The sequence below is a fragment of the Pseudomonas sp. 2(2015) genome (assembly GCF_000955865.1).
Taxonomy (GTDB): Bacteria; Pseudomonadota; Gammaproteobacteria; order Pseudomonadales; family Pseudomonadaceae; genus Aquipseudomonas.
Genome location: NZ_JYOF01000010.1, coordinates 159,746 through 185,010, shown reverse-complemented (window position 1 = coordinate 185,010; position 25,265 = coordinate 159,746). Strand labels below are relative to the sequence as shown.

The 25,265-nt window shown below is 63.1% G+C and carries 20 protein-coding genes; 4 read left to right on the top strand and 16 right to left on the bottom strand.

Annotated features, from left to right (window positions below):
• Positions 1-43 precede the first annotated feature (43 nt).
• From rpe to UB48_RS14555, 4 genes are read right to left on the bottom strand one after another with little or no spacing between them, the layout of a single operon-like run.
• Positions 44-727: a ribulose-phosphate 3-epimerase gene (gene rpe / locus UB48_RS14570; protein ID WP_045198215.1), complete on the bottom strand. Its 684-nt coding sequence runs from the start codon at positions 725-727 to the stop codon at positions 44-46.
• A gap of 12 nt (positions 728-739) precedes the next feature.
• Complete coding sequence (locus tag UB48_RS14565) at positions 740-1,666, bottom strand: alpha/beta fold hydrolase (RefSeq protein ID WP_045198213.1); 927 nt, start codon at positions 1,664-1,666, stop codon at positions 740-742.
• Positions 1,667-1,711: 45 nt separating this feature from the next.
• On the bottom strand, positions 1,712-3,289 hold the full coding sequence (locus tag UB48_RS14560) for a class I adenylate-forming enzyme family protein (protein WP_052676524.1): 1,578 nt from the start codon (positions 3,287-3,289) through the stop codon (positions 1,712-1,714).
• Positions 3,276-4,886 (bottom strand): phosphopantetheine-binding protein, encoded by a 1,611-nt coding sequence (locus tag UB48_RS14555; protein ID WP_045198211.1) that lies wholly within the window; start codon positions 4,884-4,886, stop codon positions 3,276-3,278. Before UB48_RS14555 ends, UB48_RS14560 begins: the two co-directional genes overlap by 14 nt.
• 451 nt (positions 4,887-5,337) lie before the next feature.
• On the opposite strand from UB48_RS14555, the gene ccoN reads away from it, so the two are divergent.
• Positions 5,338-6,765 carry a cytochrome-c oxidase, cbb3-type subunit I gene (ccoN, locus tag UB48_RS14550; RefSeq protein ID WP_045198209.1) on the top strand — a complete coding sequence of 476 codons (1,428 nt, stop codon included), beginning with the start codon at positions 5,338-5,340 and terminating at the stop codon, positions 6,763-6,765.
• A gap of 11 nt (positions 6,766-6,776) precedes the next feature.
• Positions 6,777-6,989, top strand: coding sequence for a hypothetical protein (locus tag UB48_RS14545; protein WP_038994976.1), 213 nt, complete (start codon positions 6,777-6,779; stop codon positions 6,987-6,989).
• Between the two features lie 12 nt (positions 6,990-7,001).
• On the opposite strand, the gene cysC is transcribed toward UB48_RS14545, so the two are convergent.
• The 11 genes from cysC to UB48_RS14490 all read right to left on the bottom strand — a co-directional run bounded on the left by cysC (position 7,002) and on the right by UB48_RS14490 (position 17,829).
• Positions 7,002-7,613: an adenylyl-sulfate kinase gene (cysC, locus tag UB48_RS14540; protein ID WP_045198205.1), complete on the bottom strand. Its 612-nt coding sequence runs from the start codon at positions 7,611-7,613 to the stop codon at positions 7,002-7,004.
• 67 nt (positions 7,614-7,680) lie between these two features.
• Positions 7,681-8,478: an SDR family oxidoreductase gene (locus UB48_RS14535; RefSeq protein WP_045198203.1), complete on the bottom strand. Its 798-nt coding sequence runs from the start codon at positions 8,476-8,478 to the stop codon at positions 7,681-7,683.
• A 5-nt stretch (positions 8,479-8,483) separates the two neighbouring features.
• Positions 8,484-9,842 carry a DUF1254 domain-containing protein gene (locus UB48_RS14530; protein WP_045198200.1) on the bottom strand — a complete coding sequence of 453 codons (1,359 nt, stop codon included), beginning with the start codon at positions 9,840-9,842 and terminating at the stop codon, positions 8,484-8,486.
• Between the two features lie 71 nt (positions 9,843-9,913).
• Entirely contained in the window at positions 9,914-11,077 is a 1,164-nt protein-coding gene (locus tag UB48_RS14525) for a sulfotransferase (protein WP_052676523.1), read from the bottom strand.
• A 38-nt stretch (positions 11,078-11,115) separates the two neighbouring features.
• Entirely contained in the window at positions 11,116-12,327 is a 1,212-nt protein-coding gene (locus UB48_RS14520) for an aminotransferase class I/II-fold pyridoxal phosphate-dependent enzyme (RefSeq protein WP_052676522.1), read from the bottom strand.
• Positions 12,328-12,329: 2 nt separating this feature from the next.
• Entirely contained in the window at positions 12,330-13,811 is a 1,482-nt protein-coding gene (locus tag UB48_RS14515; protein ID WP_082075446.1) for a coniferyl aldehyde dehydrogenase, read from the bottom strand.
• Between the two features lie 19 nt (positions 13,812-13,830).
• Positions 13,831-14,736 carry a fatty acid desaturase gene (locus tag UB48_RS14510; RefSeq protein WP_052676521.1) on the bottom strand — a complete coding sequence of 302 codons (906 nt, stop codon included), beginning with the start codon at positions 14,734-14,736 and terminating at the stop codon, positions 13,831-13,833.
• Positions 14,733-14,981: an acyl carrier protein gene (locus UB48_RS14505; protein WP_045198198.1), complete on the bottom strand. Its 249-nt coding sequence runs from the start codon at positions 14,979-14,981 to the stop codon at positions 14,733-14,735. The genes UB48_RS14510 and UB48_RS14505 overlap by 4 nt, the downstream gene beginning before the upstream one ends.
• Entirely contained in the window at positions 14,978-16,810 is a 1,833-nt protein-coding gene (locus tag UB48_RS14500) for a fatty acyl-AMP ligase (protein ID WP_082075445.1), read from the bottom strand. Before UB48_RS14500 ends, UB48_RS14505 begins: the two co-directional genes overlap by 4 nt.
• 115 nt (positions 16,811-16,925) lie before the next feature.
• A complete protein-coding gene (locus tag UB48_RS14495; protein ID WP_045198194.1) occupies positions 16,926-17,342 on the bottom strand; it encodes a hypothetical protein in 417 nt (138 codons plus the stop codon).
• 67 nt (positions 17,343-17,409) lie between these two features.
• On the bottom strand, positions 17,410-17,829 hold the full coding sequence (locus UB48_RS14490) for an MAPEG family protein (protein ID WP_045198192.1): 420 nt from the start codon (positions 17,827-17,829) through the stop codon (positions 17,410-17,412).
• A 740-nt stretch (positions 17,830-18,569) separates the two neighbouring features.
• Between UB48_RS14490 and UB48_RS14485 the strand changes: the two genes are divergently transcribed.
• Positions 18,570-19,673: an efflux RND transporter periplasmic adaptor subunit gene (locus UB48_RS14485; protein ID WP_045198191.1), complete on the top strand. Its 1,104-nt coding sequence runs from the start codon at positions 18,570-18,572 to the stop codon at positions 19,671-19,673.
• A gap of 5 nt (positions 19,674-19,678) precedes the next feature.
• Positions 19,679-22,738 (top strand): efflux RND transporter permease subunit, encoded by a 3,060-nt coding sequence (locus UB48_RS14480; protein WP_045198189.1) that lies wholly within the window; start codon positions 19,679-19,681, stop codon positions 22,736-22,738.
• Here the strand turns inward: UB48_RS14480 and UB48_RS14475 are convergent.
• Positions 22,735-25,239 (bottom strand): UvrD-helicase domain-containing protein, encoded by a 2,505-nt coding sequence (locus UB48_RS14475; RefSeq protein WP_045198187.1) that lies wholly within the window; start codon positions 25,237-25,239, stop codon positions 22,735-22,737. The genes UB48_RS14480 and UB48_RS14475 overlap by 4 nt on opposite strands.
• Positions 25,240-25,265 lie beyond the last annotated feature (26 nt).

The following is a 25,265-nucleotide window of genomic DNA, read 5'->3' as shown; positions in this document are numbered from 1 at the left end:
TAACTCGTACTGGATTCGCGAGAATCGTTGGAAAGACCGCCTATCAGTGGCGGTTGGGCAAAGCGTGGGCAATCTCGCGGCGCAAGGCCTCGATGCTGGCGCGGTAATCGCCCTGGGCGAAAATCGCCGTGCCGGCCACGAACATGTCGGCACCGGCGGCGGCCACCTGGCCGATGGTGTCAAGGTTGACGCCGCCGTCCACCTCCAGACGGATCGCCCGGCCACTGTCGTCGATAAGCTTGCGCGCTGCGGCAATCTTGGGCAATACCGCAGGGATGAACTTCTGTCCGCCAAAGCCCGGGTTGACCGACATCAGCAGGATCAGGTCGAGCTTGTCGAGCACGTATTGCGCGGCGTCCAGGCCGCTGGCCGGGTTGAACACCAGGCCCGCCTTGCAGCCCAGGTCCTTGATCAGTTGCAGCGAGCGGTCCAGGTGCAGGGTCGCCTCGGGGTGAATCGAGATGTAGTCGGCGCCGGCTTCGGCAAAGGCCTGGATCATCGCATCCACCGGCGTCACCATCAGGTGCACGTCGATCGGCGCGGTGATCCCGTGGCTGCGCAGGGCCTTGCAGAACTGCGGGCCCATGGTCAGGTTGGGCACATAGTGGTTATCCATCACATCGATATGGATGACATCGGCACCGGCGGCCAGTACCTGCTCGGCTTCAGCGCCGAGGCGGGCGAAATCGGCCGCCAGAATCGACGGTGCAATCCAGAACTCTTTCACGGGTGTACTCCATTACTCATTGACTAATCGTTGCCGCGGCCCGGGTTCACGCTGAAGCAGCGCGGCGTTGATCTGCGCGATCAAGGCCGTGCCGGGTTCCTCCAGGTGAAAATGATGGCCGCCCTCATGCCAGTGCACCTGGGTGGCCCAGGGCAAGGCGTTTTTTCTTTTATCGAACTGGGCACCGGCAAACAGCCCCTGGCGCCCGAGCAGCAGGTGCAGCGGGCAGCTGATCTGGCGCAAAAAGTCGCAAGCCTGGCGCTCGGTCAGTTGCATAGGCTCGGGCAGCACCAGCCGCGGGTCGTGGCGCCAGCGGTAACCGTCGCCGACGCTGAGCAGGTCACGCATGGCCAGCAGCCGCGCGCCCTCTGCGCACAGGGTGCCGTCGATGCTGTTGCGCCGCTCGCCGATGGCCGCTTCAAGGCTGCCAAACTGTGCCGATTGCGGCGCTGAAAACCCATGCAAGCGGGTGCGCAAGGCCAGGCGCAGCAGGCGCTGGGATTTTTTCAGGTGCTCGACGGTGTCTTCTTCGGCAATGGTAAAGGGTGCGCCCATGCCGTCGATGAACACCATGCTGTCGATCGACTTGTTCATCGCCGCCAGAATCGATGCAACCCCGGTGCCCATGGAGTGCCCCAGGACCGAAAAACGCTTCCAGCCCAGGCACTCGACCAGGGCGTTCATGTCGTCGGCGTGTTCCCACAGGTAATAGCCGCTGTCACCCCGACGGTGCTCGGAGCGGCCGTGACCGGCCAGGTCCGGGGCAACCACGAAGCAGTCCTCGAGCAGCGGCGCGATCCGTTCGAACGACGCTGCGTTGTCCAGCCAGCCATGCACGGCGAGCACCGGGTGGCCGCGCTCATTGCCCCAGATGCGCAAGGCGAAATGGTTGCCGTTGACGTCCAGCGATTGCTCGCGACCTCTGTTGCCCAGACTCATATCCGCACATCCTGTATGCCTGAATCACCGATAAAAAAGCGCCACTCAACCGGCCACGGCCAGTTGCGCATGGCGCGCTGTCTGTTGCAGTTGCTGCAAGTCGAACTTGCCATTGGCGGTGCGCGGCAGGTTGCCCTCGATGCTGATCGACAGCGGCACCTTGTGCGCTTCAAGGCCATGGCGGCAACGTTCGAGCAAGTGCTCGGCACTCAGGCTGACACCTTGGCCCAAGGTGACGAACGCCCATAGCCCCTCGCCGACCGAGGCATGTTCGATACCGACCACCGCCGCCGCTTCGACACCGTCGATGGCATACAGAAAGCTCTCGACCTCGCTGGGGCTGACCTTCATGCCGCGCGACTTGATCATGTGGTCCATGCGCCCCTGGAAGTACAGGTAGCCATCCTGGTCGAGGCTGCAATAGTCGCCGGTGTACAGCACGCTTTCCCCCGGGTACGGCCCCGGCTTGAGTTTTTGTGCGGTGGCCTGGGGGTTGCGCCAATAGCCGGCCATCACCGTGGCGCCGCGAATCACCAGCTGGCCGACCTGATGCGGCGTGTCGATGCGCCGGCCCTCGTCGTCCACCAGCCACAGCTCGGTGTTGGGGATGGCGATACCGACACTGCCCGGCTTGTCGTCGATGTCCTCGGGCGGCAGGTAGGTGCAGCGCTTGCACTCGGTCAGGCCGTACATCGAGAAGATCAGCGCCTGGGGGAACAGGCCCTTCATCTGCGCAATATGGTTGGCCTTCAAGGCCGCGCCGGTGTTGGTGACCATGCGTACCTGCGGGAAGGTCGCCTCGCGCTTGTGCGCATACTCGTGCAGGAGCATGAGCATGGTCGGCACGAACGGGATCACCGTGACCTGGTACTGGCGGATCTTCTTGATCAGGAAGATCGGCCAGGTGAACTCCTTCTCCAGCACCAGCGTGGCCCCGGCGCTCAGGGCCATGATCATCTGGTACAGGCCGTAGTCGAACGACAGCGGCAGCGAGCACAACACGTTGTCGCTGGCCTGGTAGCCCAGGTAAGTGTGCAACGAGTTGAGCGCCGCGAGCATGTTGCGGTGGGTGAGCATCACGCCCTTGGGCGCGCCGGTGGAGCCGGAGGTGTAGATGATCGCCGCCAGGTCCAGGTCAAGGTTGCCGCACGGCAGCGGAATACCGGCGCCCTGCCCCAGCAGGCTTTCGAGCGTGTGGGTATCGGCTGCGTCGGCTTCGCCGTCGAGCAACACAATGGCCTTGAGGTAACTCAGCTCGGCGGTGCCGGGCGCCAGGCTGGCGAATTTCTCCGAGGTGGTGATCAGCACCGAGGCCTCGGCATCGCGAATGATGTAGTCGAGGCTGTCGGCCGGGGTTTCCAGGCCGACGTTGACCATCACCCCGCCGGCCCGCAGCACGCCCCAGAAGGCACAAACGGTTTCGACCCGGTTGCCCAGGCACACCACCACGCGTTCCTGGCGCAGCAGGCCATTGACCTGCAGGCCGGCGGCCAGGCGCCCGCTGGCTTCATCGAGCTGGGCGTAGGTGTAGGTTTCATCGGCGTAGATGATCGCCGCTTTGTCCGGGTGCAGGCCGTTGGGGGTTTCCAGCACCTGCTGCAGGAGGACGTCAGACGCCTTCATGCTGCACCTCGGTACGCGACCGGCGCGCGACCGCCGGTTGACGATGAGCGTCGATGTAGCCCGCCAGGGTCGCCACGGTGTTGAAGTGGCCCGGGGCGATGGTGTCGGGATTGACGAAGAAGCCTTCGATGTCGTCTTCGAGGTTGACCAGCAGCTCCATCGAGGTCAGCGAGTCCAGGCCGAGGTCGTCGCGCAGGTGCGAGTCGGCGCTGATCACGGTGTTTTCCGGCAGCTTCAGCACCACCCGCAGGATCTCGCCAAGCTGGCGCTGGGTCGCGGCCTGGGCGATCGGCGTCGGCTCGCCAGGTGCCGGTGCCGGTGCCGGTGCGGCGCCGAGCATGGCCGACAGTGGTACGTCGGCATGGCTGTCGCGAATGTCCAGGGCGGTTTGCCGGGCGCGGGCGAGGAACAGCTGGCCGTTGCTGACGATCACCTCGGCCGGGTGGCCATGGCTGTGGAACAGGGTGGGCGATGCGGACGGGCCATAGGCGCCGGAAGCGGTGACAGCGAGGATGTCGCCCTCGTGCAGGGTTTCGATCTGCAGGTCGCGGGCCAGCAGGTCGTCGGGGCTACAGAGCGGCCCGGAGATATGGTATTCGCGCAGCGGTGCGCCGGTGCTGCCGGTGGCATGGACGATACGAAAGTTGCGCTTGAGCACCTGGCCGCTGCCGGCGGCGGCGCCATGGCAGTTGGTACCGCCATCGGTGACGGCAAAGGTCTTGCCGTGGTTTTCCTTGATGTTGTCGACCGTCACCAGCAAGGCGCCGCACTTGCCGGCGATAAAACGCCCGGACTCGACGATGATGCGGGTCTGCGGGAACTGCTGGTTGAAGGCTTCGAACAGCGGAGCCAGCAGTTGCTTGAGCTGGCGGGTGTCGAGTTCGTTCTCGTTCTCGTAGTACTTGATGCCCAGGCCGCCACCGACATCGACCATGCTCATGTCCAGGTTGTAGCGCCGGGTCAGGCTGCGGAACAGGCCGAGGATGTACTTGGCGTTGTCGTACACCGATTGCGCATCGAGGATCTTGGTGCCGTTGTAAACGTGAATGCCCTTGATCTTCAGGTTGGGCAATGCTGCGTAGTCACCGAAATTGGCCACCGCGGTGTCTTCTTCGATACCGAAGTGGGTCGGCCGCCCGCCCATCTTCCACGGCGAGCCGGAGGCGGAGAAATTCGGGTTGATGCGGATCGCCACCGGCGCCACGCAGTTCAGCTCGCCGGCCAGGGCCGAGAGCTTGCGCAGCTCGGTCTCGGACTCGACGACGATGGCGAACACCCCGACCTCCAGGGCGCGCCGGTGTTCTTCAGGCTTTTTGTAGGGGCCGAGGAAAATGATGTCCTGGGGGTCGACCCCGGCCTTGAGGGCAATTTCCAGCTCGCCCAGCGAGCAGACTTCGGTGTTACCGCCGTAGGAGCGGATCAGTTTTACCAGGGACAGGTTCGGGTTGACCTTCAACGCATAGAAGATGTCCACACAGTCCGGCAATGCATCGCGCAACTCGTTGAAACTGTTGCGCAGCACGGCTTCATCGTAGAGGTAGGTCGGTGTCCCGAACGTTGCTTTTGCCTGGACGACCAGTTCCTTGGAAAGCTTCATCTGTTGCTCCCTTCGTTCTTATAGTGTGCCGCCGCTGCGCGCGTACCCCGTCCCGGCTCGAAAGCACCGTTACAGGGGCGAATAGCGGGATGGCGTCAAGGTTGGTTGCGCACCACTGCCGGACGTGTGCTGGCGTCCGGCATAAAACTTTGCGCGCAAAGTTTGTGAAATTCTGCGGCCGCATTTGCGGTGATGTCAAGATAATTCCACGGGGTTTTGGCTGCGACACAGCGACACGCATTTACCGGCACGATCAATGCAGAACAGCAGTAATTCACTACAGCTTGCCCATAACAGGTGCCGTATCGGCCAATGAATACGGGGGTTTGATCTGATCCGGTGTTAACGCAGGTTTCTGAGTCTGTTTTGTATGTCGGCAGCTTCCTAGAGTCTGCGCCTGTGCCCCTGCCCCACGGCAGGGCGAGCCATACAGGAACTGTGGAAACTAGCCATGAGCACACATCAACAGGCGCAGGCCTATAACTACAAGGTGGTCCGGCAATTCGTCATCATGACGGTGGTCTGGGGTATCGTCGGCATGGCCATGGGCGTCTGGATCGCCTCGCAACTGGTCTGGCCAGAACTTAACCTCGACTTGCCCTGGACCTCGTTCGGCCGCCTGCGCCCCTTGCACACCAGCCTGGTGATTTTCGGCTTTGCCGGTAGCGCGCAATTTGCCGCCAGTTACTACGCCGTGCAGCGCACCTGCCAGGTGCGGCTGTTCAGCGACAAACTTGCCGCCTTCACCTTCTGGGGCTGGCAGGCGACCATCGTGATCATGCTGGTAAGCCTGCCCCTGGGCCTGACCACCACCAAGGAATACGCCGAGATCGAATTCACCGGCGCGGTGTGGATGGCCATCGTCTGGGTCGCCTACGGCATCGTCTTCTTCGCCACCCTGATGCGCCGCAAGGCCAAGCACATCTACGTCGGCAACTGGTTCTTCGGCGCCTTCATCGTGGTCATCGCCATGCTTCACGTGGTCAACCACCTGTCGATCCCGGTCAGCTGGTTCAAGTCGTACCCGGTGTACGCCGGGGCCACCGACGCCATGGTCCAGTGGTGGTACGGCCACAACGCCGTGGGCTTCTTCCTGACCACCGGCTTTCTCGGCATGATGTATTACTTCGTGCCCAAGCAGGTCGGCCGCCCGGTGTACAGCTATCGCCTGTCGATCGTGCATTTCTGGGCGCTGATCACCCTGTACATCTGGGCCGGCCCGCACCACTTGCACTACACCGCCCTGCCCGACTGGGCGCAATCGCTGGGCATGGCCATGTCGCTGATCCTCCTGGCACCCAGCTGGGGCGGCATGATCAACGGCATGATGACCCTCTCCGGCGCCTGGCATAAGCTGCGCAGCGACCCGATCCTGCGCTTTCTGGTGCTTTCGCTGGCGTTCTACGGCATGTCGACCTTCGAAGGCCCGATGATGGCGATCAAGACCGTCAACGCCCTCTCGCACTACACCGACTGGACCATCGGCCACGTACACGCCGGTGCCCTGGGCTGGGTGGCGATGATCACCTTCGGTTCGCTATACCACATGATCCCGAAAGTGTTCGGCCGCGAGCAGATGTACAGCGTCGGCCTGATCAACCTGCACTTCTGGCTGGCCACCATCGGCACCGTGCTGTACATCGCCTCGATGTGGGTCAACGGCATTGCCCAGGGCCTGATGTGGCGCGCCACCAACGACGACGGCACCCTCACCTACTCGTTCGTCGAGGCGCTGGTGGCCAGCCACCCGGGCTTTATCGTGCGCTTTGTCGGCGGCGTGTGCTTCTTGAGCGGCATGCTGCTGATGGCCTACAACACCTGGCGCACCGTGCGTGTGGCCGATGAAAAACTGGCGCTGAACAACGCCAGCCTGGCCTAGGAGGCCCGACCATGGATGACTGGCTGTATGCACTGTATTGCCTGAGCGGCGTACTGTTCTTCTACCTGGTCACCAGCGCCTGCCTGCAGCGTCACAGCGGCGAAGTGGACGATCAGGCCAGCCTGATACCCTTCGCCGATGACCCGGCGGTGGCCCGCCGGGTCGAGGCCGCCACCGGTAAGCCGGTGCCGGCAGTGGCGCCGGATGCGGCCCTCAAGGCCTGAGCCGCGCCGGGCTCAGAAGGCGCCCAGGTAGCCCTGCCCGCGCAGCACTGCCACCAGCTGCGCGACGCAGGCGTCGACATCCTGGCTTTCGGTGTCCAGCAGCAGCTCCGGCTGCTGCGGCGCCTCGTAAGGTGAGTCGATACCGGTGAAGTTCTTGATCTGCCCGGCCCGGGCCTTCTTGTACAAGCCCTTCACATCGCGCTGCTCGCAAGTGGCCACACTGGCCTTGACGTAGACCTCGACAAACTCGTCGCCCTTGACCAGCTCGCGCACCAGCTGGCGGTCGGCGCAGAACGGCGAGATGAACGAGCACAGCACAATCACCCCGGCATCGACAAACAAGCGCGAGACCTCACCCACGCGGCGGATGTTCTCAATGCGGTCGGCTTCGCTGAAACCCAGGTCCTTGTTCAGCCCGTGGCGGACGTTGTCGCCATCGAGCAGGTAGGTATGAAAGCCCTGGTCGATCAAAAACTGATCCAGTGCATTGGCGATGGTCGACTTGCCTGCCCCGCTCAACCCGGTGAGCCAGATGATGCACGGCTTTTGCCGCTTGAGCCTGGCCCGTGCCTGCTTCTCGACCGCTTGTGGATGCCAGACGATATTGGTTCCGACTTTTCCCATGTCCATCGACCTCATGCAATAACGGTTGAAGTTCCACTTCACGCTGTGTCATCGGCTGCCCGGCGGTTCAAACCGGCGGGAACGGCAGCACCCGGTCGATGACATAGGTAGACAGTTTTTGCGGTAACAACTTCTGCACCAGAATCAGCAGCTTGACGTCACTGGACAGGTTGATGCGAAACTGGCGCCTGAAGCAGCCCTTGAGAATCGCCGCGGCCGCCTGGCCTGCGGGCATCGGCTTGCCACGGCCCATCTTGGCCTTGATCCAGGCCGGCATATGCTCAAGCTCACCGGCGTACATCGGCGTGTCCAGGTCGCCCAGGCAGGCCAGGTGCACGTGCACCTGGCGCGGCAACAGCTCGCGGCGGATGGCATCGGCAAAGTTGTTCAGGCCGCCCTTGGAGGCGGCGTACAACGAATAACCGGCCGCGCCCACCAGGCCAAAGCCCGATGAGATGAACAGCACATGGGCGCCGCGACGCAGCAAGGGGATGCCCAGGTAGGTGGACGACACCGCGCCGAGCAGGTTGATCTTCAGGTTGCGGTTGACCTCCTGCAGGCTCTTGTAATCGCCCAGCAGGTCGATGGTGGCAATCGCCGCGTTGACGATCAGAAAGTCGATGGCCTCAAAGCGCCGGCTGATCGTGGCAAAGGTGCTGCACATGGCCTGCTCGTCGGCAACATCACAGACGAAGGTGTGCACGTTGATCCGGCTGTTCAGCGCCTCAAGGCTGGCCTTGGCCGCCTGCAGCCGGCCCTCGTCGCGGGCCAGCAGCAGCACGTCATAGCCTTTTCTGGCCAGTTGCCCGGCCAGCTCCAGGCCCAGGCCGGATGAGCCGCCGGTAATCAATGCGATCTTGTTCATCGGCTTCACTGCCCCTGTATGCGGACGATCGGCGCCACTCGGTACTGGCCCGAGAGCAAGGCTGGCCCCGGGTTGTAGCAGCGCAGGTTGAGGTTGAAGTAGCCGCTGTGCGAAGGCAGCCAGTTCCCCGCGAACGGCGGCGCAACCGGCGCCTTGCCAATGAACACCGAGGTCGAGCCATCGGCATTGGCCTGCAACTGGTGATACAGCGAATTGACCGTGTACTTGTCCTGCGGGTTGTCGGTCAGGCGGCCCTGGTCGTCGTAGTAGCTGATCGACCAGAAGGCTTCAACCGGCGGCAACTGCCCGGCTTCAAAGCGGATTTCATACTGGTTGTCGCCATGCAGCAGGTTGCCTTCGCAATCCGTCCAGGCCATGAAGTACAGGCTTTCTTCTGGTACGTTGGCCCAGATGCCGTGCAACGACACCAGCGCACGCAGGATGTAGTCATGGCCGTAGTTGCCGATCGCCCCCGGCAACTTCCAGCCGTTGTTCAGCTCGCCGCGCTCGAACACCTTGCCTTGCAGGATCGCCGTGGCTTGCACCACCGCGCGCGCCAGGCCTTCGCGCACTGCAGGTGCCAGGCTCTGGTGGGCGAAGCCGTTTTCAACGCTGATACCGACGTCGGCCATCAGCCCGAGCAACATGCCTTCGCTGGCGCTGGGCGGGACAAACTTGAGCACCGCGCCCAGCTCTTCGAAGAACGCCAGCTCCGCCGGGCAACTGGAATCGCCCGCGCGCAGCGGCGCACAAGACCCCGGGGTAACCTGCGTCAGGTCAAAGCCCGGGTGGTCGGCGCCGTGCAGCGGTGTCAGGCGCAGGCCGTCCTGCAGGGCGTTAACCGCGCTCAGGTCTTCATGATCGCCCGCGGCAATGCGCCCGACCACATACAGAAAGTCGCTGTCGCTGTAGATCACCGTGGCCTGCGCCGGCACCCGATGCTGATCGCGACGGTTGGCAATCACCACGCTGGGCAGTTGCCGGCCATAGGTGCGGGTACCGAGGTTGGCCAGGGTCTCCATGTACGGATCGAGCACCTGCAGGCCGTACCAGCGCTCCTGGAAATCTGGCGCCGTGAGTACCAGCGGGCCCTGGTGCAAATCCAGTACCGCGGTTGAATAGAGAAAATCGGTGGCCGAGTTGACGAACTTGCTCGACGCCCGGGTCGACAGGCTACGCATATGCTGGAAGGCGTTGATCGCCTGCCCCTGCGCTTGCGCGCCGTGGCCGACCACCTTGCCCAGGCGATACTTCCAGCACTCGACGATCGGCAGCCCCCAGACCACCAGTTGCACACCGACACTGAACGCCCAGTCCTGCTGACCCTGGGCAACCGTTTGGTGGATATCTTCAGCCATGCTCATGAACACACTTCCTGCGCTATAGAGGGGTGAGCCTGTGGCCCACGCGGACATTGACGGGTGAACCAGGGCACTCAGTAGTTCATGTCGCAGGACCAGTCGCGGCTGTTATCGACGACGATGTCGGGCGGCAGGCTGTATTTCATTTTTTCCAGGGCAAAGCCCCAGTTGGCCTCGATGGCCCGGGCCTGCTGCTCGCTGTAGGTGTATTTGTTCTTTTTGTAGCCGGCGATCGATGCCAGGTAGGCCTCGATGTCCTTGAGCACGGCAGGCTCGAGCGGCAGGTCGAGGGTCTGGTAGATACGCTTGACTTCGTTAAGCGGGTCTTCGTCAAAGTCCTCGTAACTCACCTCGACCAGGTTGCCCGGCGGCACCAGGTCGCGCGCATCCCAGTAGGCATTCATGATCTTCCCGTACAGGCTGTAGCAGAGCTCGGAAAAGTCCTCGTTGGTGAACTCCTGCAGGGCCATTTCCTCGGCTTCCTTGACGAAGTCATGCAGCGCCGACACATAAATGTTGTAGGGGTTGCGCGAGATGTGGATGAACTTGGCGTTGGGATAGAGCTTGAGCAGCATCGGAATCCGTGCGGTGTTGTAGGGGTTCTTCAGCACCAGGCGCTTGCCGTTGGCCAGGAACGAGGCCTTCTTGATCACCTGCTGGTAGACCTTTTCCCAGTTCGCCACCTCGTCGGGGCTGGTCTGGAACAGCACGTACTTGTCGAAACTTTCGCGGATGGTGCGCGGAAAGTGGTTGCAGTGGTGCGAGGTGGTCATCAGGCACGACAGGCTGAACTCTTCCTCCTGAGGCAGGTCGACGCCGATCTTCATGTTGTCCATCATCCGCTGCGCCGGCAGCAGGCTGGCAACCATGCGTTTGAGCAGCTTGTGGCGGCTGAGGATCACCGCGCAGGTAGGGAAAATTGCCTGCAGGGTGGTCAGGTAGCCCAGGCGCTTGTCCTGGCTGATGACGTTGTGCAAATGGGTGGTGCCGCTGCGCCAGTGGCCGAGGATGAAGATCGGGTCTTCCTGCAGGCGACTGCGCTCGATGGCCTTGTTGAACCGCAGGGTTTCCACCAGGCGCAGCGGCAAGGTCAGCGCCGTGCCGCACAGTGTCAGGGTGAAGGTCGCCAGCTTGTCGCGGCTGACGCCGCCATGCTTGATGACATTGCGGATCAGGTTGCTGGCACTGCCGCCGATGTACGGATGCACCGACAGCTTGCCTTGTTTCTTATCGCTCATGATGACTCCCTTGTTTTTATAGTTATGCGCAGACACGCTCAGCCTTCGCGCTGTTGCGCGCTGGCCTGCGGTGCATCGAGCAGGTCCATTTCCATCAGGGTTTGCAGGGTGGCGGCGACCGCCTTGTCCAGCTCCGCGGCGCTGAGCTGGGAGTGGATCGAATAGCGCACCACGCCCATGCCCGCCGGGATCGCCGGTTGCAGGAACACCGAGGTGAGCACCCCGCGCTGCTGCAACTTGCCGTAGAACACACAGGCTTGCTGTTCGTCGTCGAAAAACAGCGAGACGATCTGGCACTGGCTGTCGCCCACCGCCACCCCGGCCTCCTGCAACTGGCGGCGAAACTCGCTGGCGTTGTCCAGGCAGCGCCGGGCGCGCTCGGGTTGGTGCATGATGATGTTCAGCGCAGCCAGGTGCCCCGCCGCCGAGACGCTGGAGGTGGCCGAGCTGAAAATCACCGAGCGACAGCCGGCGCGCACCAGCTGCATGGCTTGGGCATTGCCGGCAATCAGCCCGCCGTGCCCGCCCAGCGCCTTGTTCAGGCTCACCGTGCGAAAGTGCACGCGTTCGGCCAGGCCCAGTTCCACCGCCAGCCCGCCGCCGTTGCCGAACATGCCGAAGGAATGCGCCTCGTCGAGCACCAGCAGGCACTCGTGGGCTTCGCAGATTTCCAGGTAGCGGCGGATGTCGCCGATCGAGCCGTCGGTGCTGTACACCGCATCGATGACGACGATGCCCGGGCCGTTCTTCTCCAGCCGGCGCAGCAGATCGTCGGTGTCGTTGTGTTCGATGACGATCTTCTTGCCCAGCGACAACTTGATGCCGTCATACAGCGACGCATGGGCATGCCTGTCGATGTACACCGGCTTGAACAGCGGCGTGATCGCCTCGAGCAGGCCGACGTTGGCGGCCCAGCCGGAGGTGGTCAGAATCGCGTCGTCGGCGCGCATGCAGCGGGCCATCTGCGCGCGGAACGCTTCGCACTCATCGGCGCTGCCGCCAAAGATGCTCGACATGAACGACTCGTCGCGCAACTGGGCATTGGCCCCGGCGCGGGCGGCACTCACGGCCGGGTGATTGCCCAGGCGCAGGTAGTCGTTCTGGTGCAAGGCGATGTAGCCGCTCAGGTCGCTCGGCTGGCAGAACGGGAACGGGTCGAGGCTTGCGACGAACTCGCAAGCCGGGCGCATGTGCTCGACGTACCAGTCAGGCACGCGCGCCGGGTTAGAAGTGTGCAGGGGTGCGTTCATGGTCAGGCCATCCCGATCATTTTCTTCAGGAACCAGCGTGAACTGCTGGTATAGGGCGCGCGCACCGCATCAAGGAAGTTGATGCGCGACTGGCGGAACACCGGCTTGAAATGGCTGAAGGCCTGGAACCCGCGTTCGCCGTGATAGGCACCGAAACCGCTGTTGCCGACGCCGCCGAACGGCAGCGATTCCTGGGTGTAGTGCAGCAGCGTGTCATTGATGGTCACGCCACCGGCCACTGTGCTTTTGAGCACGTAGTCCTCGACGTTATGGTCGTCGGTGAACACATACAGGGCCAGTGGCCGCGGGCGCTGGTTGATGTAGCCAACGGCGCTGGAAAGCTGCTCGTAAGGCACGACAATCAGCAGCGGGCCGAAGATCTCGTCCTGCATGATCCGCGCATCCTCGGGCGGGTCGATCAACAGCGTCGGCAACAACCTGCGGCTCTGCGCGCAAGACAGCTGCTGCGGGTACACCGGGTGCTGCTGCGCCCCACGGCCAATGGCATCGTCGCAGTAACCCTGCAGGCGCTCGAAGTGGCGGCTGTTGATGATGCTGGTGTAATCCGGGCTGTGCAGCGGGTCGGGGTACATGTGCCGGACCTGCGCGCTGAACGCCTCGACGAACTCGGCCTGGCGCGCCTTGGGCACCATCACGTAGTCCGGTGCGGTACAGGTTTGCCCGGCATTGAGCAGCTTGCCGGTCACGATCGACTTGACTGCGCGCCGCATGTCGAAGTGCTCGTCGATGATCACCGGCGACTTGCCGCCCAGCTCCAGGGTCAGCGGCGTGAGGTTGGCCGCCGCGGCCGCCATCACCTGCTTGCCGACCGAAGTGCTGCCGGTAAACAGCAGGTGGTTGAAGGCAAGTTCAGTAAACTGCCGGGCCAGTTGCTGGTCGCCTTCGACCACGCACACGTGCGACGGCTTGAACGCCTTGGCCAGCATCACCTGCAGCAGGCGGCCGACTGCCGGGGCCATTTCGCTGGGCTTGATCATTACCCGGTTGCCGGCGGCCAATGCGGCGATCAGCGGCTTGATCACCAGGCCAAACGGGTAGTTCCACGGCGACATGACTCCCACTACCCCCAGCGGCTGCGGCATCACCCAGGCGCGGGCGGGCTTGAAGTTGATGTCCACCGCGCAGCGCCGGCGTTTCATCCAGCGCTTCAGATGACGCTTGGCGTAGGTGCAGGCCTTGAGGCTGCCGACGATCTCGGCCATCAGCGTTTCTTCTTCGCAGCGGTGGCCAAAGTCCTTGTCCAGCGCCGCCTGGATCTGCGGGATGTGGCTGCGCACCAGTTGCTCGAGGTCGTCCAGCGCGCGCAAGCGCTCCTCAAGGCTGGGCATCGGCTGTTCGAGAAAGGCTGCCGTCTGTTGCTCGAAAATCGCCTGCAGCGCCGAGGCTGGCGCCTGTGGCTGATCACTCAAGGACACAGGGCGCACCTGGGCCGGGTCGGCAACACTGGAAATCGAATGGTTCATGTCCATCACCTGCCTTCAGTTACTCAGCCAGAGAAAGGGGTTGCTTGATCGGTGCCAGCCGGTGCCCGGGCACCAGTGCCGGCGCCTGGGCTTCATGGCGGGTCTTTCTCGACAGCCAGACTTTCTTGTAGCGATAGAACGGCGCGCCGGGGTACAGGTGGTGCGACAGGTGATAGTTCTGGCCGACGAACAACGGGAAGAACAGCCAGTCCATGCCGACCCGGTTGTTGGTCGCCTGGTACTTGTTGTCGTGCGCCTTGGTGGCGTGGGGAAAGTGCGGCAGGTAGTCGAAGGTGATCGCCAGGAAGAACTGCGCGACCCGGGTCGGCAGCAGGTACAGCACCAGGAACGGTACGATCCAGCCCATCAGGCAGACGGTCACCACCACCGCCACGGCAAATAGCCAGGCCAGCCAGAACTCGACCTTCTCGGCGGTCGGCCGGGACTGATAAGAGCCGTTGCGAAAGTAGGTGGTGATGTAGGCGCTGTCCATCATCAGCCAGCGCAGCGGCAGGGTCCAGGCGCGACCGCCACCGCAGGAATAATCCGGGTCCAGGCGCGGATCATTGGTGTGATGGTGGTGGGCCATGTGCAGGAAGCGGTAAGTGCGCAAGAACGGCGTCAGGGTCACCAGCAGGAACCCCAGGCGGCCAATGACGTCATTGGCAAAGCGGTTGGCGCAGATCAGCCCGTGGGACGCTTCGTGCAACACGGTGTAGGCCAGGTACGAACACAAGGTGTTGATGACGAATGCCCAGCCCATGGCCAGGCGGTCGCTGACCGCCAGCGCCGTGGACAGGATGAAGGCCAGCATGATCACCACGAACAGGATGATGGTCGGCCAGGCGAAGCGCGGGCGGGTCATCAGGCGGCGAAACTCGTCCTCGCAATCGACGCGCGCGCCGTGCTGCGGTACTGGGTTCATGGTTCAGCCCTCGTGAGCGTGGAAAGGTGGTTGCTGAGTTCGTCGATCGACGGGTAGTCGTAGACCAGGGCAGGATCGAGCTCGCGCTCAAGCCATTCACCGAGCTCACCGATCATGCCCACGGCATCGCGCGAGGCGACCCCGTACTCATCGAACGCCAGGGCGCTGTCGACCTGGGCCAGGTCGAGCTTGAGCAGGCTTGCCAGGTGTTCGCGCAGCCATTGGGCGATCTGTTGCTGGCTCATGACGTCACCTCCCTGGTGCCCTGGTGGTTGAGCTCGAACGGCGAGACCACCGCCTGCAACTGCCCGTCCAGGTACAGGCTGCGGCACTGCGCGCGCTGCAACTTGCCACTGGAGGTCAAGGGCAAGCGGCTGCTGACGAACAACAGCTCATCCAGGGCCACACCATGGGCACGCGCCACTGCTGCGCTGATCGCCCGGCTGGTCTGCTCGACCGAGAAGATCTGCGCCTGGCTCTTGTGCAGCGAGATCACCACCACCAGTTGCTCGCGCTCGTCGCGATCGACGGAAAACGCCGCGATGGAAAAGGCATTGGCGATGCTGATGCTCAGCTCGGCGAGGGTGCTTTCGATGGTCTGTTCAAGGTCGTGGGGGTAGTGATTTTTGCCATCGATGATGATCAGATCCTTGCGCCGGCCGGTGACGAACAGCTCGCCCTGGTGCATGAAGCCCAGGTCGCCGGTGCGCAGGAAGCGCCGCTGCGGCTCGCCTTCAAGGGTTGCCTGCAGCACCTCCTGGGACAGTTGCGGGCGGTTGCGATAGCCGCCACTGACGCTCGGGCTGCTGACCCAGATTTCACCGACCAGATCGTCCGCCAGCGCCACGCAGCGCTGCGGGTCGACCACGCGTACCTGGCAGCTTTGCGCCGGTACCCCGGAGCTGACGAAGTGAATGCTCTGTGGCCCGGCGTGCTGTGCGTCGACCAGCACCGCGCGGTCGAGGTTGAGCTGCGCTTTGTCCAGGGTCAGGGTCAGCGGCGTGATGCCTTGCGGCACGCCGGTGACGAACAGCGTGCTTTCGGCCATGCCATAGCAGGGGCAATACGCCTGCGCCCGGAAGCCACTGTCGGCAAAGGCTTCGGCAAAGCGCTCGAGGGTGCCCTTGCGCACCGGTTCGGCGCCGCTGTAGGCGACCGTCCAGCTGCTCAGGTCCAGCTGCTGGCGTTGCTCTGGCGTGGTGCGCTGCAGGCACAGGTCGTAGGCAAAGTTCGGCGCGCCGCTGGTGGTTGCGCGGTAGCGGGAGATCGCCTCCAGCCAGCGCAGCGGGTTGGCGACAAAAGCCAGCGGCGACATAAGGATGCAGCGCACGCCCAGGTAGAACGCCTGCAGCAGGCCGATCAGGCCCAGGTCGTGGAACACCGGCAGCCAGCTGACATACACGGTGTTGTGGTCGTGATTGAGCGACTCGGCAATCATCTGCTCGTTGCTCATCAGGTTGGCGTGAGTGACCACCACGCCCTTGGGAATGCCGGTGGAGCCCGAGGTGTACTGGATGAAGGCAACTGAGTCTGCATCGATGGCCGGCGCCTGCCATTGCCCGGCAAGCGCGGGGTCGGCCTGGTCGACGTCGACCACCTGCACCAGGCCGGTGATGGCCTCATGCGCGAGCAGCGCCGCCAGCGACAGCCGGTCAGTGATCAGCAACTGCGCCCCGGCATCGCTGATGACCCGGCACAAGCGTTCACTGCTTTCATTTTTTTTCTGCGGGTAGACCGGCACTGCGGCAATGCCGGCATACAGGCAGGCGAAAAACGCCAATACAAACTGCGGCCCGGGTTGCGTGGCGATGATCGCCGCCGGTGGTTGCCGCTCGGCGCCGGCCTTCAGGGCCAGTTGCTGTTGAAGTTCGACCGCCAGTGCCCTGGCGGCGTAATCCAGCTCGGCGAAGGTATAGGTCTTGCCCTCTTCGCGGCCCTTATCGAGCCACAACAAGTACTGTTTATCGGGTTGTACCCGGGCATGATGACGGGCGAGATCCACCAGCGTTGCAACTACCGATGCAGCGGCCGACGGTTTCACCAGCGAGGTGCTCCGCTCAACGTTCATATTCATGATTAACGGCTCTGGTTCGTTATTATTTTTATACAGCGCACAGCCCTGACTCGCGCGCACTTGCGCGCGACCGACGTGTTATTGAAACAGTGTTATTAGCTGTGACGTAAGAGACTCAACTGCTCACTATCAAACGCTGCGCTTCATTGCGTTCAAGTTTCACGCAATAAAGAACAAAGTAGGGTGTGCCGACAATAATATTGAGCATGATGGTTTTAAGAATTTCCGGCGTACCGACCAATCGATGCGCAGCGGCATAGGTCAGCAGGGTCAAGCCATAGGGGACAAATGCAGCAATTGGAAAGCGCCAGGGTTTGGGCGTGACGCTAAAGGCAAACTCTACCAGGCCGGCAACCAGGTAGCCGCCAATAAAGCTGCCCAGCGCCTGTACCATGGCCGAGGCCATGGCGGTTTCCAGCCCGGCGTTTACATAATAGGCCCAGCCGCCGTAGAGGATCGCCGACAACACCCCGGTTATAAACATTCGCCTGCTTTTACTGCCACGCGCTGTTGTTGTTATTGTTGTGCTCATCTCGAACGGTCTCCGGTGATTGCCAGTAGTCGCCGCGGTCTATCATTAGAAACAAACAAACGTACTGTCAGAGGATCAGAAAGCCCAGGCGCACGCACATCGCCAGGAGCACCAGCCAGCTCAGCATGAACAGCTTGGAGCGTGGCCCGACCTTGTTGTTGGTGACGTGCACCAGGCTCTGCAGCACCCGGCAGGCGACGTAGGCCCAGGCCAGGCCGATGAACACCCAGTCAACCTTGGCCAGGCTGATCAGGGCGACACACAGGAAGTAGAACGGTGGCGTTGACTCCAACAGGTTGTGAAAGCAGCGCTCGGTCTGGCGTACTGCCCGCGGCAGCTTCTCGCCGGTGTCATAGGTCTTGAAGTAAGCGGCACTCAGCGCTCCGGACTTCACGGCACTTTGCCGTCCACGAAACATCAGATACAGCACCACGACGGTCAGCAGGATCATTGCCAGCGCCGGATAAAACATCAGACCTTGATTCATTGCACACACCTTCTTATTGTTGGTTTTCTACAACTTTCCGATGCCCAGCCGCTCGCCCGCCACTACACCGGCGCGCAGGCTGAACAGTTGGCCCTGGGTTCAAGGCCAAATCGACGATAACAGACCGACTACTATACGGTGGCGTAATACAGCGTAAGAAACATCCCAAACAGTTGTGACTATTCAGGCTACTTCGGCAGCATTGACAGCGATTGCCCGAGACCGTGTCTACTGCATGTAGCAGCAGCGGTTACGCCAGCAATCTGAGCAGGACCGAGACGACAAAAGCCGTGTGGTGATGGGTTTAACTGCAACCCGAATGACGTGGTCGACTCCGTTCGACATATTCGCGCTCCTCGCTTAACTGTTTCCAAAAGTTGCACGGTTCTTTTCGAGCGTCAAGCGAAAAAAAACACCGCTCATCGCTTTTGGATCCCTTCGCCGGGCACTTGCGCTGTTTACCTGTAAAGATGTTGTCACACCAGCATCGAGTAACAAGTCTAGACCGGGCATCACGCCATAAAGAGGGATTGGCGATAACGGATATTCAAATGAGTTGATATTTTTTAATAAATAACTATCGGTCTTACAGTGACCAAACGGTCACGCTATTTTCCCGTTGAAATTGCAGTTTCAGCGTTGCCCGGATTTACATTTCATTACTGGACGCTGGGGGGTAGCAGACCTAGGATCTTTTCGCTGCCCATAACAATTACAACGCCCAGGGAAGGTTTATCCGCATGCACAGCCCCGTGTTGTCTATGGTATTGCCTGTCAGCCTCATTGCTCTGCTCGCGGCCTGCGACGCCCCTGCCCCGCCTTCGCCCCCTCCCCTCGCCGTGCTGATCGTCCACCCGCAGGCGGCGACCGACCTGGCCGATGCCTACCCGGGGGAAGTGCGCGCACGCTTCGAGCCGGAGCTGGCCTTTCGCATCGATGGCAAGGTCAGCAAGCGCCTGGTCGAGGTTGGCCAGAAGGTTCGCGAGGGCCAGCCACTGGCGCAACTCGACCCGCAAGACCTGCATTTTCAGCTCGACGCCCGCCGCGCCCAGGTGGCCGCCGCCCAGGCCAACCTGCGCCTGGTGCAGGCCGAGCGTGATCGCTACCAACGGCTGTTGCAGCGCAATATGGTCAGCCATTCGCAATTCGAGAATGTCGACAACGCCTACCGCGCAGGCGAAGCCCAGCTCAGGCAGGCCACCGCGCAATTCAACAGTGCCCGCAACCAGGCCGACTATGCCGTGCTGCGCGCCACTCAAAGCGGGGTGATTGCCCGGCGCATGCTCGAAGTCGGGCAGGTGGTCAGCGCCGGGCGCACGGTGTTCAGCCTGGCCGCCGACGGCGAGCGTGAAGTGCTGATCAACTTGCCGGAGCAAGCCTTCGAGCGTTTTCGCATTGGCCAGCCGGTATCGATCGAGCTGTGGTCGCAACCACAACGGCGCTTCAACGGCCAGATCCGCGAGATGTCACCGTCGGCCGACCCGCGCTCACGGACCTTTGCCGCCCGGGTGACCTTCACCGACAACGCAGTGCCGGTGGAGCTGGGGCAAAGCGCGCGAGTGTTCATCGCCCATGAAGCCAGCGCGACCCTGGCAGTGCCGCTGTCGGCGCTCAGCGCTGAAGCCAACCGGCCGTTTGTGTGGGTGGTCGACCCGCAGCAATCGACCCTGCGCCGTGCCTTCGTCAGCATCGGCAGCTATGGCGAACAGCAGGTCGCGGTGCTGCAGGGGCTGGCGCCGGACGACTGGGTGGTCAGCGCCGGGGTTCAGGTGCTGCGCGAGGGGCAGAAGGTCCAGCCGGTCGATAACCAGAACCGTCAGGTTGTCTTGGCCGGCAAGGAGTAGCCCGGATGAATTTCAACCTGTCTGCCTGGGCGCTGCGCAATCGCCAGATCGTCCTCTATGTGATGTTGCTGATGGCCGTGACCGGCGCCCTGGCCTACACCAAGCTGGGCCAGAGCGAAGACCCGCCCTTCACCTTCAAGGCCATGGTCATCCGTACCCTGTGGCCCGGGGCGAGCGCCGAAGAGGTGGCGCGCCAGGTCACCGAACGGATCGAAAAGAAGCTGATGGAAACCGGCGAGTATGAACGCATCACCTCGTTCTCGCGCCCGGGGGAATCGCAGGTGATCTTCACTGCCAGCCAGACCCTGAACTCGGCGAAACTGCCCGAGCTGTGGTACCAGGTCCGCAAGAAGGTCAGCGATATCCGCCACACCCTGCCCCAGGGCACGCTCGGGCCGTTCTTCAACGATGAGTTCGGTACCACCTTCGGCAACATCTATGCTTTGACCGGCCAGGGCTACGACTATGCCGTGCTCAAAGACTACGCCGACCGCATCCAGTTGCAGCTGCAACGGGTCAAGGACGTCGGCAAGGTCGAGCTGCTGGGCCTGCAGGATGAAAAGATCTGGATCGAGTTGTTGAACACCAAGCTGGTCAACCTCGGCCTGAGCCTCGGCGCGGTGCGCCAGGCCCTTGAGGAACAGAACGCGGTGGCCGCCAGCGGTTTCGTCGAGACCCCGACCGACCGCGTGCAATTGCGGGTCAGCGGGCGCTTCGAGACCGTCGAGCAGATCCGCAATTTCCCCCTGCAGGTAGCCGGCAATACCTTTCGCCTGGGTGACGTTGCCGAGGTCAAGCGCGGCTTCAACGACCCGCCGGCGCCGCGCATGCGCTTCATGGGCGAACCGGCGATCGGTCTTGCCGTGTCGATGAAGGCCGGCGGCGACATCCTGGTCCTCGGCCAGGCTCTGCAAGGCGAGTTTGCCCGCCTGCAGCAGCACTTGCCGGCGGGCATGCAATTGCACAAGGTCTCTGACCAGCCGGCGGCGGTAAAGACCGGCGTCGGCGAGTTTGTCCGGGTGCTGAGCGAAGCCCTGGTGATCGTGCTGGTGGTCAGCTTCCTGTCGCTGGGGCTGCGCACCGGCCTGGTCGTGGCCCTGTCGATCCCGTTGGTGCTGGCCATGACCTTTACCGCCATGTACTACCTGGGCATCGGCCTGCACAAGATCTCCCTGGGGGCACTGGTGCTGGCGCTGGGATTGATGGTCGACGACGCGATCATTGCCGTGGAAATGATGGCGATCAAGATGGAGCAAGGCCTCGACCGATTGGCCGCGGCCAGTTACGCCTGGACCAGCACGGCCTTTCCGATGCTCACCGGCACCCTGATCACCGCCGCAGGTTTTCTGCCGATTGCCACCGCGCAGTCGGACACCGGCGAATACACCCGCTCGATCTTCCAGGTGGTGACCCTGGCGCTGTTGATGTCGTGGATCGCCGCGGTGGTGTTCGTCCCCTACCTGGGCGCACGGCTGCTGCCACAGCGCAGCCACACCGGCGCGCAAGCCCAGGCGCACGGCGCCCAGGCCACTTACGACACGCCCTTCTACCGCCGGGTGCGGGCACTGGTGGCCTGGTGCGTGGACCATCGCAAAACCGTGATCGCCTTGACCCTGGGGTTGTTCGTCGCCTCGATCCTGCTGTTTCGCTTCGTCCCGCAGCAGTTCTTTCCGGCCTCGGGGCGCCTGGAGCTGATGGTAGATATCAAGCTGGCCGAGGGTGCATCGCTGACCGCGACCGAACAACAGGTCCATCGCCTGGAGCGCCTGCTGGCCGAGCATGACGGCATCGACAACTACGTGGCCTATGTCGGCACCGGTTCGCCGCGCTTCTATCTGCCCCTGGACCAGCAACTGGCGGCGGCAAGCTTTGCCCAGTTCGTGGTGCTGGCGAAAACCATCGAGGACCGCGAAGCGCTGCGCCAGTGGCTGGTCGCGACCCTCAATGAACAATTCCCGGCCCTGCGCACACGGGTCTCACGCCTGGAGAACGGGCCGCCGGTGGGCTACCCGGTGCAGTTTCGGGTATCGGGTGAACACATTCAGGAGGTTCGCGCCCTGGCCCGCCAGGTGGCCGACAAAATTCGCGAGAACCCCCATGTGCTCAACGTCCACCTCGACTGGGAAGAGCCAAGCAAGGTGGTGCGCTTGAACATCGACCAGGACCGCGCCCGGGCGCTGGGGGCCAGCACCGCCGACCTGTCGCGGTTCCTCCAGGGCTCGCTGACCGGCGCTGCGGTCAGCCAGTACCGCGAAGACAACGAACTGATCGAGATTCTTGTGCGCGGCAGCGAGCAGGAGCGCCAGCAACTGTCGCAACTGTCCAGCCTGTCGATGCCGACCGCCCAGGGCCATAGCGTCAGCCTGGCGCAGATCGCGATTCTTGAATACGGCTTTGAAGAGGGGGTGATCTGGCACCGCAACCGCCTGCCGACAGTGACCATTCGCGCCGATATCCAGGGCGACCAGCAACCGGTGAGCCTGGTCAAGCAGATCCAGCCGACCCTGGAGCCGATCCGCGCCAGCCTGCCTGACGGCTACCTGCTGGAAGTCGGCGGCACGGTAGAGAACTCGGCGCGCGGCCAGCAGTCGGTGAAGGCTGGCTTGCCGCTGTTCGTCGTGGTGGTGCTGACCCTGTTGATGGTCCAGTTGCGCAGTTTCTCGCGCTCGATCATGGTGTTCCTCACCGCCCCGCTGGGGCTGATCGGCGTCACCCTGTTTCTGCTGATGTTCCAGCAGCCGTTCGGCTTTGTCGCGCTGCTGGGCACCATCGCCCTGTCGGGCATGATCATGCGCAACTCGGTGATCCTGGTCGATCAGATCGAACAGGACATCAAGGCCGGCATGGACCGCTGGCAGGCGATCATCGAGGCCACGGTACGGCGCTTTCGGCCCATCGTGCTGACCGCCCTGGCGGCGGTGCTGGCGATGATTCCGCTGTCGCGCAGCATTTTCTTCGGGCCCATGGCGGTGGCCATCATGGGCGGCCTGATCGTCGCCACCGCCCTCACCCTGTTGTTCCTGCCGGCACTGTACGCCGCCTGGTGCCGGGTCAAGCGGCCTTAGCCAGGCACGCGCTCGTCGGCAAAAAAGGCCTTGCGCCCATCCACCTGGCTGGAGGCGCGAGGCAGGTTGGCCGCCTCTGCCGTGGGCTTCTCGACATACCAGTAGCAGTGTTTCGCCGCGCGGGTAATGGCCACGTAGGCCAGGCGCAGGACTTCGTCCTTTTGCGCGTTGTCGAACGCCTGGGCATCGCCGCTGCGGCCCAGGCCCGCCTGACGATAGACCTGGTTCTTGTACGGCGAATGGGTCAGGTGCTGGCAGTCGCCGAGCATGAACACCGCGTCGGCCTGCAGGCCCTTGGCGCTGTGATAGGTCAGCTGGCGCAGGCGCCGTTGCGCCGCCGGCAAACCGCCTTCGTGGTTGACCAGTGCCTGCAGGTGCTCGGCAATCGCCGCCTTGTCGCTGCTCTTGCGGTACAGCAGCATGACCGATTCGCCGTTGCGGTAGTGCTCCAGCAGGGTTTCGGCCAGGCTCGCCTCGTCACGCTCGAGCACCTTGACCGGCAGCGGCGTCTCGGCCGCCGGGCCGCAAGCCCTGGCCTTCTTGCCGCTGATGGCCGGCGCCGATTTGACGATATGCTCGGCCGCATCGATGATGTGCTGGTGGCTGCGGTAGTTGTCGGCGAGCATCACCCGCGTGCTGCTCGGCGCCGGGAACTCCTTGGCAAACTCCATGAAGTACTTGGGCGAACTGCCACGCCAGCCGTAGATCGACTGCCAGTCATCACCCACGCACAAGAGCGACGAATGCTGCGCCACCCGCCCGACCTGCATGGCCGGGCCACGGCGGCGGATCTCGCGCAGGCAGGCGCGCAGCCAGGACACGATCTGCGGCGAGACGTCCTGGAACTCGTCGATCATCAGGTGTGCCAACGGCCGCAACAGCGGGTCGGGCAACAGTTGCAGGTTCTGCGGGTTGTTCTCGCCGAACAGGGCGAACATGCGGTTGTAGCTCATGATCGGCGGCGACTGGCCCAGCAGGTGCGCCTCCAGGGCTTTCCAGTACAGGCCCAGGGCTTCAAAGAACAGGGCGTCGGTGTCGCCGGCCGGGAAGCTCATGGCACCGACCGCCTTATTGACCTCAAGCCCGAGGTTCTCGATAAAGCCGGCAGCGCCAACAAAGGCATCCAGCAGCGGCGCCGCGCCCAGCTCGCCCTTGACCTTGTAATCAAAGCCCGGCCCGGCCACGGCATCACCGGCCAGGGACGATGTCAGGCGCTTGGCCGCAGCGTAGTTTTCCAGCCAGATCACAGGCTTATCGCAGAAAGCTTGAAACAGAGTGCGCTTGATCACCCACTCCGCCCACACCGGCAGCTTGGCCCCGGGGCGCTTGTACTGCTGGTTTTCCTTGGGGTCGAAACCGAGCACTACGTAAGCGTCCAGCTCAGCGATATGGCCATGGAAATGAAAGCGGCTACCGTTGATTTCGACGGTTTCGCGGCTCGGCTCGATGCCCTTGATCGGCCAGGCACCGGCAGCAAACCACAGGTCTTCGAGGGTGTCGCACAGCTCTTCATCGCGGCTGGCCGACAGCTGGGTCACCGCCACACGCTTTTGCACATCGGGGTGGTCGCGGTCCAGCGCCTTGAGCTGCAGGGCCTCGCGGCGCAGGCCGGCGATCAGCTCGGCAAAGCGCGGGCTGCTGCCCAGCAGGTCGCGGTAACAGAGGTTGAGTTGCTGGCGCTGGGCATCGTTGATACGCAGGTCGAACGGATTGCTGTCAGCATTGGCTTCGCTGCCGCCGGGCATTTCGCTGCCCAGGGTCTCGAACGCGCGCACCTGGCTGAAACCCGGCAGGCTGCGCACCAGCGGCAGGATGCGCGAATGGAAGGTGCGCACCAGCTCGCGCGCCTGCACCTGGCTGAGTTCCAGTTGCCACAGGGCAAAGACCTGGACCAGGCGGTTGATGAAGTCCTTGCGCGATTCGCGGGTGAAGGTCACCACGGTCATGGCGTCCAGCTCGTAGCCCAGGTAATGGCGCAACAGCAGGATGCGCAGTACCAGCGAAGTCGACTTGCCGGCGCCGGCACCGGCGATAACGCAGGTCGACGGCGTGTCGCTGAAGATCATCTTCCACTGCGCCGCGCTCGGCTGGGCGTGGGCTGGCAGGCGCTGGGCGACGTCGGCCTTGAAGCGCTTCTTGAGCTCGGCAGTCAGCGCCAGGCGCCAGTCGTCGAACAGGGCGTCGTCGAGCCCGGGCACGCCATGGCCGTCGGGGCGGGTGTCACGGATCACCAAAACCTGGCGCCCGGCTTCGTAGCCATCAATCCGCCCTTCTTCGTAGCCTTCGCGCAAGCCATCGGCGTGACCGGTGCGCTGACCATTGGCATGGCCCTGGAACCAGGAGTCGCGGTGCTGCGCCTGCAAACGGCTCAGGCCTCGACCCAGCAGGCGCGCAGCGAGGCGCCGCAGCCAAGGCAACTGCGCCGGCGCAATCAACTCCAGGGGTAGCTTGGGACGCTCTTCAGACACACCGACTCCAACAGAATGAAAACCAGCGGCCATGTTCGCTCCATCGGGCAAAAATCACC

What these genes read in the sequence shown, in the direction of transcription:
- UB48_RS14565 (WP_045198213.1), bottom strand. Translation starts at nt 1,666, where the DNA reads ATGAGTCTGGGCAACAGAGGTCGCGAGCAATCGCTGGACGTCAACGGC.
- UB48_RS14560 (WP_052676524.1), bottom strand. Translation starts at nt 3,289, where the DNA reads ATGAAGGCGTCTGACGTCCTCCTGCAGCAGGTGCTGGAAACCCCCAAC.
- UB48_RS14555 (WP_045198211.1), bottom strand. Translation starts at nt 4,886, where the DNA reads ATGAAGCTTTCCAAGGAACTGGTCGTCCAGGCAAAAGCAACGTTCGGG.
- ccoN (WP_045198209.1), top strand. Translation starts at nt 5,338, where the DNA reads ATGAGCACACATCAACAGGCGCAGGCCTATAACTACAAGGTGGTCCGG.
- UB48_RS14545 (WP_038994976.1), top strand. Translation starts at nt 6,777, where the DNA reads ATGGATGACTGGCTGTATGCACTGTATTGCCTGAGCGGCGTACTGTTC.
- cysC (WP_045198205.1), bottom strand. Translation starts at nt 7,613, where the DNA reads ATGGGAAAAGTCGGAACCAATATCGTCTGGCATCCACAAGCGGTCGAG.
- UB48_RS14535 (WP_045198203.1), bottom strand. Translation starts at nt 8,478, where the DNA reads ATGAACAAGATCGCATTGATTACCGGCGGCTCATCCGGCCTGGGCCTG.
- UB48_RS14530 (WP_045198200.1), bottom strand. Translation starts at nt 9,842, where the DNA reads ATGAGCATGGCTGAAGATATCCACCAAACGGTTGCCCAGGGTCAGCAG.
- UB48_RS14525 (WP_052676523.1), bottom strand. Translation starts at nt 11,077, where the DNA reads ATGAGCGATAAGAAACAAGGCAAGCTGTCGGTGCATCCGTACATCGGC.
- UB48_RS14520 (WP_052676522.1), bottom strand. Translation starts at nt 12,327, where the DNA reads ATGAACGCACCCCTGCACACTTCTAACCCGGCGCGCGTGCCTGACTGG.
- UB48_RS14515 (WP_082075446.1), bottom strand. Translation starts at nt 13,811, where the DNA reads ATGAACCATTCGATTTCCAGTGTTGCCGACCCGGCCCAGGTGCGCCCT.
- UB48_RS14510 (WP_052676521.1), bottom strand. Translation starts at nt 14,736, where the DNA reads ATGAACCCAGTACCGCAGCACGGCGCGCGCGTCGATTGCGAGGACGAG.
- UB48_RS14505 (WP_045198198.1), bottom strand. Translation starts at nt 14,981, where the DNA reads ATGAGCCAGCAACAGATCGCCCAATGGCTGCGCGAACACCTGGCAAGC.
- UB48_RS14500 (WP_082075445.1), bottom strand. Translation starts at nt 16,810, where the DNA reads ATGAATATGAACGTTGAGCGGAGCACCTCGCTGGTGAAACCGTCGGCC.
- UB48_RS14495 (WP_045198194.1), bottom strand. Translation starts at nt 17,342, where the DNA reads ATGAGCACAACAATAACAACAACAGCGCGTGGCAGTAAAAGCAGGCGA.
- UB48_RS14490 (WP_045198192.1), bottom strand. Translation starts at nt 17,829, where the DNA reads ATGAATCAAGGTCTGATGTTTTATCCGGCGCTGGCAATGATCCTGCTG.
- UB48_RS14485 (WP_045198191.1), top strand. Translation starts at nt 18,570, where the DNA reads ATGCACAGCCCCGTGTTGTCTATGGTATTGCCTGTCAGCCTCATTGCT.
- UB48_RS14480 (WP_045198189.1), top strand. Translation starts at nt 19,679, where the DNA reads ATGAATTTCAACCTGTCTGCCTGGGCGCTGCGCAATCGCCAGATCGTC.
- UB48_RS14475 (WP_045198187.1), bottom strand. Translation starts at nt 25,239, where the DNA reads ATGGCCGCTGGTTTTCATTCTGTTGGAGTCGGTGTGTCTGAAGAGCGT.